Genomic DNA, 12,021 nt, shown 5'->3' with positions numbered 1-12,021 from the left:
ATTCGGGTGAGTGAGCGCAGCCAACGCACAAGCAACTTGAAGTATGACGGGTATACTGATGCCAGCCCTCGGGCTGGCATTTTTTATCGTGACTTACCTGAAAATTACCTGAAAGCCCAAATCCACTTAAGAATCGTCATAACACAAGGTTTACGGATGGCAATGATACGAATGCTGGATCAGCACTTTCAACAGCGACTGACTAAGGGAGTAACGCCTTCATCACCAAAAGGGTTAACCCGCTTGGTTGTTGAATTTCTCTATTTCGGCGTCAAAGAAGCTCGCGCTTGCCTCTTCGTTGGTTTGTTCTTTCTCGTAGTTTTCAGCATGCCGAAAGGTGGCTGGTTTTCCATCCCTCGCTATGATTTGCTACTGATCTTTGCCATTTTGATTCAGGGATGGATGATTGCCAGCAAACTGGAAACATGGGACGAACTAAAAGCCGTCACGCTGTTCCACTTGGTAGGCTTTGCGCTGGAAGTATTCAAAACATCATCAGGCATTCGTTCCTGGTCTTACCCTGACTTCGCCTACACCAAAGTGCTTGGTGTACCGCTATTCGCCGGGTTCATGTACGCCTCAGTGGGTAGCTATATTATTCAGTCCTGGAGATTGTTTGATATAAAAATTCGCCATCATCCGCCTTATTGGTTGGCAACGCTGGTGGCACTGCTCATTTATGCCAATTTTTTCACTCATCATTATATCGGCGATTATCGCTGGTATATCGCCGCTCTCGCCGTCGGCCTCTATGCTCGCACCACCGTAGTCTTCACACCTTACGATAAAGAACGGAGCATGCCGCTGTCGTTGGCTTTTATTCTGATCGGTTTTTTTATCTGGCTAGCTGAAAATATCAGTACCTTTTTCAGCATCTGGCGCTATCCCGAACAACTCGGTGCCTGGTCGATGGTCCATGTAGGGAAATGGAGTTCATGGTCATTGTTAGTCATCATGACATTCACTATCGTGATTTATCTGAAAGACATCAAAAAGAGCATTCATATTCCCGAGTGATAGCGAGCTGTTCGTATCGATCATGTAGCGCGTATCGCTCATATAGAAAACAAGGTGCCGCGACAGAGAAAATGTAGCGGCGGAAGGATAATAGGGGCTACGCCATTATTTGTGCGAATCGATTTCCGATGGCTCGACGTTGCTGCCATTTTCATCTTGAGAGATCGCGACTGCTGGTGTATCGACCTCTTCTTCGCTCGGTTTGCGGGAAATCGGTTTACCATACTCCCGATCGTTATAGCGCGTTAACCACAGCGACAGCGCCTTAAGTGAATCCGGCGTAAACTCATCGCAGCGTGCCGTAATCTCTTCTGGCGACAGCCAACTGACCTCATCAATCTCAGCCTCTTGCAACGCAAAAGGGCCGTGGGTAACACAGCTGAACAACCCGCCCCATACGCGGCAATTCTCTGCTTCATAATAAAACAGACCATGCTCCGCAAATGGAACGCCAGCAATACCGAGCTCTTCTTCGGCTTCACGACGAGCAGATTCAAGCATCTGTTCACCGCTTTGAACAACCCCACCAGCAGTTGCATCTAACCATCCGGGATAGAAGTCTTTACTCTCGGTACGACGCTGCACCAAAATCTTACCCATGCCATCATGCACCACAATGTAAGTCGCTCGATGACGAAGACTCTGAGCACGCATCTGCTGACGACTCGATTGAGCGATGACCTCGTTGTCCTCATTGACGATATCTACCCACTCAGTGCCTGCTGGCTGATTTTGTTCCGCCATCCTTTGAAACCCTTTAGTATTGGCGCGTGATAACGCGCATCTGTTTTAAATAGTCGATGTTATTAATCGAGTAGCACAGACAAATTAGAGCCTAATGGTGACCTGTGCAATAGGCTCTCCCCCCAACAAAGGGAGAACGTATAAAACATCATCTTCCAACATCCCATAGCTCGCTGCGTAACCGCCTTTGGGTAAACTAACCGAACCTGGATTAAAATGATATATCCCTTCCCGCTGCTCAGCGATCGGGATATGGGTATGCCCATAAGCCAAGACATCACCCGCATTTAACGGTGGTAAGTTATCAGGATGATAAATATGCCCATGCGTCAGGAAAAGACGATTTTTCGGCAATAGCACATGTTGCCAAGGTGCGGTAATCGGGAAATGCAGCAGCATTTGATCCACTTCGCTATCGCAATTTCCACGCACCGCAATAATACGTTTGGCGTAAATATTCAGGCGAGCAGCCACTTCCGCAGGTTGATAGTTATCAGGTAATGGATTCCGGGGACCGTGGTTCAAAAAGTCCCCCAAGAGAATCAGCCAGTCCGCCCCCTGTTTTTCAAACAGAGATAGCACTTGCTCTGTCGCACTCAACGATCCATGTAGATCAGATGCAAACATCAACTTCATCGTTATCCCCAATGTCGCTTCACCAACAATGGGATTAGTCTAACAAAGTTGTGTGTTCAATCTTAGTATGAATTCAGTATAAATAATGCATCGAGTGCGCTCAGCGCATCAATAAGGCGCGTGGCGGCGTAATTACCCCGTGCAACGCCGGATTATCACTTTCATCTTTGAGTTGGACACCCGACAAACGCCGTTGGAAAGATTGCTCTAGCAGCCAGGCCAATTTGAACGCCGCCAGAGGATAATCCAGCCCCTCAGGACGAATATTCGAGATACAGTTACGCTCCGACTCAAGGCGACGAATATGCGGCCCCCATGTCATGTAAACACTCAGGCTATCCGGTGACGAAAGGCCGGGGCGTTCACCAATCAGTATCGCTACCGCTTTGGCCCGTAAGCATTCACCAATATCATCACCTAACGCAACACGAGATTGATGTGCCAACACAATGGGAGCCAGAGATAATCCAAGCAGCTTGAGGTACGGCTGCAACGCCAAAATAAGGGGGACGGCCTGCCGATGCACGGCTTTGGAGGATAAACCATCACCGATCACCAATAGCAGATCGGCTGGGGGGAACGATGCGTTCATCAATAGCGTACGACTGGCTTCAGACAGGCGACGACCTAAGTCTGGCCGACACAAAAATTGCTCTCGCGTTGGTGCCGCACTGTGAACCGTCAACGTGTTTAATCCCACGAGTTCCAATTCATTCGCCAACATCTCACTATCAAAGGCCTGATGAACCGCGTCGCGGGCCTGCGCATGGGCCATGCCGAAGTGCAACAGTTCACGAGTTGGCAGACTTGCACCAGTACGCCCTAGCGCGATGCGCGCCGCCGTAAACTCACGTAACGCTTCCCAGGGATTATCGTGGATGATCTCACTCATCGGCCTCCCTCCAGATAAGGTTGATGTTGTAGCAGCGGATGATGACGACTGGTATCACACAGACGCCCTTGAGTATCAATGATGCGCATTTTTTCCAGCCATTCACCAAACTCGGGAGCATGTTTTAGCCCCAGTAACTCACGGATATATAACGCATCATGGAAAGAAGTACTCTGGTAGTTCAGCATGATGTCATCCGCACCGGGGATCCCCATCAGGAATGTTAGTCCGGCATTGGCAAGCAACGTCAGCAAAGTATCCATGTCATCCTGATCGGCCTCGGCATGGTTGGTGTAACACACGTCACACCCCAGCGGGACCCCCATCAACTTACCGCAGAAGTGGTCTTCCAAACCCGCACGGATAATTTGTTTACCGTCATACAAATATTCAGGGCCGATAAACCCGACAACGGTATTAACCAAAAAAGGAGAGAAATGACGAGCAACGGCATAGGCACGAGCTTCACAGGTTTGTTGATCGACACCGTAATTGGCATTAGCGGACAAACAACTCCCCTGCCCGGTTTCAAAATACATCACGTTATTGCCCAAGGTGCCACGCTTCAGACTTAACGCCGCCTGATAAGCCTCCTCCAACGTCGCCAGATTAAAACCAAAACTGCTGTTGGTCGCCTCCGTACCGGCTATCGATTGAAAAACCAGATCAACCGGCGCACCACGTTCCATGAGTTGCAACGTATTGGTGACATGCGTCAGCACACAGGATTGCGTTGGTATTTCAAAACGGCTAATCACATCGTCCAACATATAATTCAATTTTTCCAACAGCGGTAAGCTGTCACTGGCTGGGTTAATTCCCACCATAGCATCCCCACTGCCGTATAGGAGCCCGTCAAGCATACTGGCAGCGATGCCTTTCAAATCGTCCGTTGGATGATTTGGTTGTAAACGCACGCTGATATGCCCCGCCAGCCCAAGCGTATTGCGAAATTTCGTTACTACCCGACATTTCTTCGCCACCAAGATCAAATCCTGATTACGCATCAGTTTGCTAACCGCCGCGGCCATTTCCGGCGTAATACCTTTCGCCACTCGCGCTAATTTTTCACTATCCGTTTGCTCACTTAACAGCCAGTCACGAAAATCGCCTACCGTCAGGTGCGAAATCAACGCGAATGCCGCGCCATCGTGTGAATCGACAATCAAGCGTGTCACTTCATCCTGTTCATAAGGGATAAGCGCCTGTTGCAAAAACTCGTTTAATGGCAACTCTGCCAGCGCCATACGCGCTGCCATTCGTTCTTCTGAACTTTGTGCTGCCACGCCAGCCAGAAAATCGCCAGAACGAGCGGGTGACGCCTTTGCCATCAATTCACGCAAATCGTGAAAACGATAGCGACGATGACTGAGCGTTGTCTGATACATGCCTTCGCCTCGATCATGATGTCAATACTGCCCACGTCAGAAGGTGGGCAGCCTGATTTATCAGAAAAAATATTCTTTATTTAGAAACGGTTAACTGTGGATCAAATGCCGCCGTATCACGCGATGTACTGGTCAGACGGAACCAGCCATAACCCAATAGCATCATGGCTGCAAAAATCATCGCCAGCAGCGTGTTGTAATACACCATCGCCGCCAGACAAATCACCGCCATCGCCAGAGCAAACGCTGGAGCAAACGGATACCAGGGTGCGCGGAACGGACGGACCAACGCGGGTTCACTACGGCGCAATTTGAACAGTGACGCCATCGACGTGATATACATAACAATGGCACCAAATACCGACATTGTCACAATATTGGCCGTCAACGGCTGACCGCCGATAGTCACAAAAGAATCAGAGAAGATCGCAGCAATACCGACAACACCGCCGGCCAAAATGGCGCGGTGCGGCGTACGGAAACGCGTATGAACACGAGCCAGAGGTTTAGGCAGATAGCCGGCACGGGCCAACGCAAAAATCTGGCGAGAGTAACCCATGATAATACCGTGGAACGACGCCACCAGGCCGAATAGTCCAAGCCATACCAGCATATGTAACCAACCGCTGTTACTGCCGACAATCAACTTCATCGCCTGAGGCAGCGGATCGTTGATATTAGACAGTTGACGCCAGTCGCCTACACCACCAGCAAACAGCATCACACCGATCGCCAGCATCGTTAACGTCAAAATGCCACAGATAAAGGCACGAGGGATAGTTCGACGAGGATCTTTCGCTTCCTCCGCCGCCATTGCCGCCCCTTCTATCGCCAGAAAAAACCAGATAGCAAAGGGGATCGCGGCAAAAATACCGGAAAGGGCTACCGAGCTAAATTCGTCAGATCCAGCCCACCCGCCGCTGGCAAAATTCTGCCATTCAAATCCTGGCGCAACGACCCCCATAAAGACCAGAAGTTCGAATATCGCCAGCAGTGTGACCAGCAGTTCAAACGTTGCGGCAATACCAACACCAAGAATATTGAGCCCCATAAATATCAGATAGGCGCTAACCGCCACCCATTTCGGATCTAACGAGGGAAACTGCACATTCAGATAGGCCCCAATAGCCATTGAAATGGCTGGAGGAGCAAACACAAACTCAATCAACGTAGCAAAACCGGCAATAAAACCGCCGGTTGGGCCAAATGCACGATAAGCATAGGCAAACGGTCCGCCAGCGTGTGGGATCGAAGTACTCAATTCGGTAAAGCTAAAAATAAATGCACAATACATCGCGGCAATCGCCAGCGCGGTAATCAGAAAGCCTAATGTCCCTGCCTGCGCCCAACCATAGCTCCAGCCAAAATATTCGCCGGAAATCACCAGACCTACCGCAATTCCCCATAAGTGGAAACTACCCAGCGTCCGTTTTAACCCCGGTTCTGATTTACTGTTTTCCATTCTGCCATCCCCTGATATCAATATAATATTCAGGGGTATTGCAAAGACTGTACCAAATGAAAAGAATCGCTGGCTGTCGGTAAAACATGGCGTTTTTAGCCCTAACGTGCATATCGTTGGCCCTGTTTTGAGACATCCTGCTCTACAATGCAGCAATTGATGCCTGCTTTAAGCGCATTCGCCTATCTTGCACTTCTGGTATGGTTAAGAATACAAACGTTGAAACTCAACAAGACACCATTCGACATTTCCCTACTGCGAGAAAACCACGCATGCAGCCATGTCAGAATAGAAAAGAAAATGAGGGCTAATGAATGTCATACCGCCATACTGATGCAATTATCCGCATAAAAAACCTACGACTGCGCACGTTCATTGGAATAAAAGAAGAGGAAATCAATAACAGACAAGATGTTGTTATTAACGTTGTGATCCATTACCCGGCAGAACGTTCACGCAACAGCGAGAATATTGATGATGCACTAAATTATCGCACTATCACCAAAAACATTATTCACCACGTCGAGACAACACGTTTCGCGCTCTTGGAAAAATTAACGCAGGATATACTCAATATTGCCAGCGATCATGACTGGATCACCTATGCTGAAGTAGAAGTCGATAAATTGTTTGCCTTGCGATACGCCGATTCTGTTTCCATGACGATGCGCTATCACAAGGAATAGCCCGCCATCATGGTCAAAACAATGAAGGGATAAGCGAGGCCAGACATGCAAATACTGATTACCGGTGGAACCGGTCTTATCGGACGTCATCTGATTCAACGATTACGACTGCTTGCTCATCACGTCACCGTGTTGACAAGGGATCCTGATAAAGCCCGAGAAATATGGGGCAACCAGGTAGAATATTGGTCGACATTGAATAACCAAACCTCGCTAAATGGCTTCGATGCGGTCATTAATCTAGCCGGTGAACCCATCGCCGATAAACGTTGGACACCACAACAGAAACAGCGACTGAGCCAAAGCCGTTGGAACATAACAGAGCAACTCGCCAAACTGATTAACGCGAGTAACGAACCGCCATCTGTCCTTATTTCCGGCTCTGCCGTCGGTTATTACGGAGATCAGGGAGAAGCATTAGTCACGGAAGATGAAACCCCTGCGAATGAATTTACCCATCACCTGTGCGCACGCTGGGAAGCATTAGCACAATCCGCAGAAAGTGATAAAACCCGAGTCTGCCTGTTACGTACGGGTATTGTGCTGTCTTCTGAAGGCGGTGCATTAGCCAAAATGTTGCCTATTTTCAAACTGGGACTGGGTGGCCCCATGGGGTCGGGAAAACAATATATGCCGTGGATTCATATTGATGACATGGTAAACGGGATCCTTTATCTGCTCGATAACCCGATACTCAGCGGACCATTTAATATGGTGTCGCCTTATCCGGTACGTAACGAGCAATTTTCAGCCATGCTGGCCCAGGTGCTCAATCGACCCGGTTTCCTCCGTGCCCCTAGTTTTGCCATCAAACTGCTGATGGGGGAAGCCTCAACGTTAGTATTAGGCGGACAACGCGCATTACCACAAAGGCTGGAAGCCGCCGGGTTCGGTTTCCGTTTCTTCGAACTGGAGGAGGCGTTGAAAGCGGTCATATCCGCCCAGCCATAACACGGTGTATGCGCTGTCTGCGTTTTTCAAAACTGTCAGATAGACATCATCTCAACGTGCCAGATAAGAACTGCTGCAAACGCGGGCTTTTAGGGTTACCGAATACCGCATCAGGGGGACCTTCTTCTTCAATAACCCCCTGATGCAGGAAAATGACATGGCTGGAAACATGGCGAGCAAACTCCATTTCATGTGTCACAACCACCATGGTTTTCCCCTCTTCAGCCAGTTTTTGCATAATCCGCAACACCTCGCCCACCAATTCAGGATCAAGCGCCGACGTCGGTTCATCAAACAATAAGACTTCCGGCTCCATCGCCAATGCTCGGGCTATAGAGACACGTTGTTGCTGACCGCCGGATAAATTTGCCGGATATTTATCCTGTGTTGCTCCAGTAATCCCTACCTTGTCCAGATAGAAAATGGCGCGGGCACGTGCTTCCGCTTTGGTTAGCCCCAGAACCTGCACAGGCGCTTCCATCACATTTTCCAGTGCGGTCATAAAGCTCCATAAATTGAAGTGCTGGAACACCATCGTCAGGCGAGTTCTCAGCAACTGAAGCTGTTTTTTATCGAACACCCGCAGTTGACCATCATTATCGCGCACCATCCGTATTTCCTGATCGTTGACATAAATCGCCCCTTCACACGGTTTTTCCAAAAAGTTGATGCAACGTAACAAGGTACTTTTACCCGAACCGGACGATCCAATAATGGAAATAACATCCCCAGCTTTAGCCTGTAATGAAATGCCTTTCAACACTTCATGCAGCCCATAGCGTTTACGTAACTCCGTCACCATCAGCTTATTATTCGACATAGTTTCTTCCTGCTTTTAATGGGATGAACGGGGATAAAGATGACGCAACCAGCGCTGCTCTGCTTTTTTGAACAAGCCAATTAACGTAAAAGAAATCACCAGATAAATAACCGCCGCGATGCCAAACGCGTAAAACGGCTGATAGGTAGACGCATTAATATCGCGGGCAATTTTCAGAATATCCGGCACCGTGACGGTAAACGCCAGTGCGGTGGAATGCAGCATCAAAATCACTTCATTGCTATAAGCGGGCAACGCAATACGTAATGCTCCCGGCAAAATAATATGACGGTATTGTTTGAAACGAGAGAACCCATAAGCTCTCGCCGCTTCAATTTCGCCATGTGGAATGGAACGAATCGCACCAGCAAAAATTTCGGTGGTATAAGCACACGTGTTTAATGCTAGCGCCAGAATGGCGCAGTTCAGACCACTGCGAAAAAATGCATTTAGCAGGTCAGTGCCACGCACTATTTCCAGGCTATACACACCGGAATAGAAAACCAGTAGTTGCACGTAGAGCGGCGTACCACGAAAAATGTACGTAAATAACCAGACAGGAAAACTAAAGCGTCGACGTGGTGAAACTCGCGCCACCGCCAAAGGCAGCGCGAGTAGACCGCCGATCGTCACAGAGGAGATCAATAGCCACAGGGTCATCGCCAACCCGGTCATGCGATAACCATCGCTCCACAACAGCGGTTGCCAATATTGTTGCAGGATTTCATTCATCGCTTATTTTTTTCACTCCCTGCGAATAGCGCCGTTCCAACCACCACAACACGCCGTTGGAGAGCGTAGTAAAAAACAGGTATAGCACCGCTGCCACGATCGCAAAATAAAAGGGTTCATGTGCACCCTTACCTGCCAACTGCGTAGCCTTAATCACGTCATTAAGCCCCAACAAAGAAACTAATGCCGTGGCCTTTAGAATAACCTGCCAGTTATTACCGATCCCCGGTAAGGCAAAACGCATCATGGAAGGAAACAATATCCGGCGGAATACTTTCATCGGCGAAAAACCGAAAGCCACAGCGGCTTCAATTTGTCCGCGAGAAACCGCTAAAAAAGCACCGCGAAATGTTTCGGTGAAATACGCGCCGTAAATAAATCCCAGCGTAATAATCCCGGCCATCATCGGATCAATATCGATCTGGCTAACGCCCAGTGCCTCCGTCAACGTGTTCAGTGCGATCTGTAAGCCATAAAAAATCAACAGCATCAACACCAAATCAGGTACGCCGCGAATCAATGTGGTATAGCCGGAAAAAAATCCCGATAACAATCGGCTGGAGGAAAGTTTAGCGCCCGCACCCATCAACCCAATAACCAACGCCAGCAGTAAAGCACTGAGCGCCAGTTCCAGCGTCATGGCAGCGCCATCCAGAATGAGTTGGGAATAGCCATAAAGCATCGATCAATTCCGTGAATAATAAGGGGAAATAAATGGCATCCTGTATCGCACCGCGACCAAACAAAAACACATTAAAAAACGTCGGGGAAAAGGCTTTCCCTTGGTTCCCCGACAGGTAACGATGCGGTCTTAACCACCGTAAACATCAAAATCGAAGTATTTTTTTGCAAAGGTGTCGTAGGTCCCATCTTTACGCATTTCATCAAAAGCCTTATCCAGAGCCGCTTTCAATTCTGTATCCGTTTTACGCAATCCCATGCCTGTGCCAACACCAAAAAACGTGTCATCCTTAACGGCCGGGCCAGCAAATGCATAGTCTTTACCCATCTCTTGCTTCAAAAAGCCTTCACTACCGGCAACTTCATCCTGAAACGCCGCATCAATACGCCCTGCTACCAGATCGGCATAAATAAGATCCTGATTCTGATAGGCAACAACGTCTACGCCTTTGGGCTGCCAGTTAGCATTCGCAAAAGCTTCCTGGGTAGAGGCTTGCAATACGCCGACACGTTTCCCACCTAACGAAGCCAAAGTGGGCTCAATTTTCACCGTTTTACTGGCAATCAAACGTGCATTCGCTGCGTACAATTTCTCAGTAAATGCAATTTCCTGCTGGCGTTTTTCCGTGATGGAAAGTGAGGAGATAATGGCATCAATCTTTTTGGCTTTCAGCGATGGAATTAACGCATCGAAATCACTTTCAACAAACGTACAACTGGCGTCAATACGCTTGCACAACTCTTTCGCCAAATCGATATCAAACCCGACTAGTTCACCACTGGCATTCTTCGATTCAAATGGGGCATAAGTGGGATCGGTACCAATTTTAATATTTTTAGGCACGGCAGATATCGCACTGCCAGCGACCAAAATGAATGCCAAAGGTATAACTTTCACCAGCTTATTCATATTGTGACCTCACCCTAATCCATTGATATTAAATTAATATTAACCATCCAAACGGTTTTTATCCGTTTAAAAAATCGATAACGTGATTGCTGTTTTCGTCTCATTACAAAACATAGCAGTTTTCATGCCATTTAGGTAAATCAGCGAAAAAAACCAGGTCTAACATCGACCTTGATGTAAAAAATATAGTAAGAAATTGATTTTATTGGTTTTTATTTAAAATAAAGGAATAGCTATCGGCAGGCGTTCAATACAAATAGAAAGGGATCTGCACCATAAAAGCGCAATATCTCATTAAAATGGTGCAATGTTATTAAAAAGCCCCATTCTGGGGCGGAACACGTTATTGAATGGGGGTATTGGCAATATATCTCGCCGATAACAACGTCGCTATTATGCCCCCTGCCAACGGGTGAATAAGTCTTTTGGCAATTCAATATTAAACTGATCGATCACGCGATTTACCGTTTGATCAATAATGTCCTGCACACTTTGCGGGCGATGATAAAAGGCAGGAACGGGAGGCATAATCAACGCGCCAAGCTCGACGGCAGCCGTCATCAAACGTAAATGCCCCAAATGAAGCGGCGTTTCTCGTACGCAAAGCACCAGCGGACGACGTTCTTTCAACACCACATCGGCTGCTCGCGTCAGCAGATTATCGCTGTAGCTGTGCACGATGCCCGACAGGGTTTTGATCGAACAAGGCAATATCACCATGCCGTCAGTTTTAAATGAGCCAGAGGAGATACTGGCGGCAATATCGCGGGAGTCATAGACAACATCCGCCAATGCCTGTACATCGCGCAGACTGTAATCAGACTCCAGCGCCAGTGTCTGCCGGGCGGCATTACTGATGATGAGATGCGTTTCTATCCCTTCGATAGGCTGCAAAATCTGCAATAGCCGAACGCCATAAATCACGCCGCTGGCACCGGAAATACCAATAATAAGTCGCTTCATCAATATAGTCTCTGACTAGCCGCATACGATGAATGAATGCGCATGAGTGATTTGCGCTGACTTTGCCGCAATGGTTAGCGATAAGCAAGAATAAATCGAGGTGATCGGCATCGGGGACGTTCTCACGAACATCCCCAGC

The 12,021-nt window shown here is 48.3% G+C and carries 13 protein-coding genes; 3 read left to right on the top strand and 10 right to left on the bottom strand.

The annotated features are described in order from the left end of the window. Positions 1 to 156 precede the first annotated feature (156 nt). Positions 157 to 1,017: a DUF817 domain-containing protein gene (locus ACKPVM_RS03545; RefSeq protein ID WP_409306941.1), complete on the top strand. Its 861-nt coding sequence runs from the start codon at positions 157 to 159 to the stop codon at positions 1,015 to 1,017. A gap of 105 nt (positions 1,018 to 1,122) precedes the next feature. Here ACKPVM_RS03545 and yfcD read toward each other — a convergent pair whose 3' ends face one another. From yfcD to eat, 5 genes are all read right to left on the bottom strand, one after another. Continuing rightward, the gene (gene yfcD / locus ACKPVM_RS03540) at positions 1,123 to 1,761 is read right to left on the bottom strand and encodes an NUDIX hydrolase YfcD (protein ID WP_409306939.1); all 639 of its coding nucleotides are present in this window, start codon (positions 1,759 to 1,761) and stop codon (positions 1,123 to 1,125) included. A gap of 84 nt (positions 1,762 to 1,845) precedes the next feature. Next, the gene (yfcE, locus tag ACKPVM_RS03535; RefSeq protein WP_409306937.1) at positions 1,846 to 2,397 is read right to left on the bottom strand and encodes a phosphodiesterase; all 552 of its coding nucleotides are present in this window, start codon (positions 2,395 to 2,397) and stop codon (positions 1,846 to 1,848) included. A 100-nt stretch (positions 2,398 to 2,497) separates the two neighbouring features. Further along, on the bottom strand, positions 2,498 to 3,289 hold the full coding sequence (gene eutC, locus ACKPVM_RS03530) for an ethanolamine ammonia-lyase subunit EutC (RefSeq protein WP_409306935.1): 792 nt from the start codon (positions 3,287 to 3,289) through the stop codon (positions 2,498 to 2,500). Then, positions 3,286 to 4,677, bottom strand: a complete 1,392-nt coding sequence (locus ACKPVM_RS03525; RefSeq protein WP_409306934.1) for an ethanolamine ammonia-lyase subunit EutB — start codon at positions 4,675 to 4,677, stop codon at positions 3,286 to 3,288. The genes eutC and ACKPVM_RS03525 overlap by 4 nt, the downstream gene beginning before the upstream one ends. 76 nt (positions 4,678 to 4,753) lie before the next feature. Next, entirely contained in the window at positions 4,754 to 6,139 is a 1,386-nt protein-coding gene (gene eat / locus ACKPVM_RS03520; protein ID WP_409306933.1) for an ethanolamine permease, read from the bottom strand. A 314-nt stretch (positions 6,140 to 6,453) separates the two neighbouring features. On the opposite strand from eat, the gene folX reads away from it, so the two are divergent. Together folX and ACKPVM_RS03510 are read left to right on the top strand one after the other, a co-directional pair. Further along, positions 6,454 to 6,825, top strand: coding sequence for a dihydroneopterin triphosphate 2'-epimerase (folX, locus tag ACKPVM_RS03515; protein WP_409306931.1), 372 nt, complete (start codon positions 6,454 to 6,456; stop codon positions 6,823 to 6,825). A gap of 45 nt (positions 6,826 to 6,870) precedes the next feature. Further along, entirely contained in the window at positions 6,871 to 7,776 is a 906-nt protein-coding gene (locus ACKPVM_RS03510) for a TIGR01777 family oxidoreductase (RefSeq protein ID WP_409306930.1), read from the top strand. 46 nt (positions 7,777 to 7,822) lie between these two features. On the opposite strand, the gene hisP is transcribed toward ACKPVM_RS03510, so the two are convergent. From hisP to ACKPVM_RS03485, 5 genes are all read right to left on the bottom strand, one after another. After that, entirely contained in the window at positions 7,823 to 8,596 is a 774-nt protein-coding gene (gene hisP, locus ACKPVM_RS03505; RefSeq protein WP_409306928.1) for a histidine ABC transporter ATP-binding protein HisP, read from the bottom strand. A gap of 15 nt (positions 8,597 to 8,611) precedes the next feature. Next, positions 8,612 to 9,328 (bottom strand): ABC transporter permease, encoded by a 717-nt coding sequence (locus tag ACKPVM_RS03500; RefSeq protein WP_409306926.1) that lies wholly within the window; start codon positions 9,326 to 9,328, stop codon positions 8,612 to 8,614. Next, on the bottom strand, positions 9,321 to 10,010 hold the full coding sequence (hisQ, locus tag ACKPVM_RS03495; RefSeq protein WP_409306924.1) for a histidine ABC transporter permease HisQ: 690 nt from the start codon (positions 10,008 to 10,010) through the stop codon (positions 9,321 to 9,323). Before hisQ ends, ACKPVM_RS03500 begins: the two co-directional genes overlap by 8 nt. Before the next feature lie 129 nt (positions 10,011 to 10,139). Continuing rightward, entirely contained in the window at positions 10,140 to 10,919 is a 780-nt protein-coding gene (locus ACKPVM_RS03490) for a lysine/arginine/ornithine ABC transporter substrate-binding protein (RefSeq protein ID WP_409306922.1), read from the bottom strand. A gap of 393 nt (positions 10,920 to 11,312) precedes the next feature. Next, on the bottom strand, positions 11,313 to 11,882 hold the full coding sequence (locus tag ACKPVM_RS03485) for a UbiX family flavin prenyltransferase (protein WP_409306921.1): 570 nt from the start codon (positions 11,880 to 11,882) through the stop codon (positions 11,313 to 11,315). Positions 11,883 to 12,021 lie beyond the last annotated feature (139 nt).

This window comes from Pectobacterium hainanensis (assembly GCF_046237015.1).
Classification (GTDB): Bacteria; Pseudomonadota; Gammaproteobacteria; order Enterobacterales; family Enterobacteriaceae; genus JBJYIN01.
Note: the sequence above shows the minus strand (reverse complement) of the source record. Positions and strands in the feature narration are given on the sequence as shown.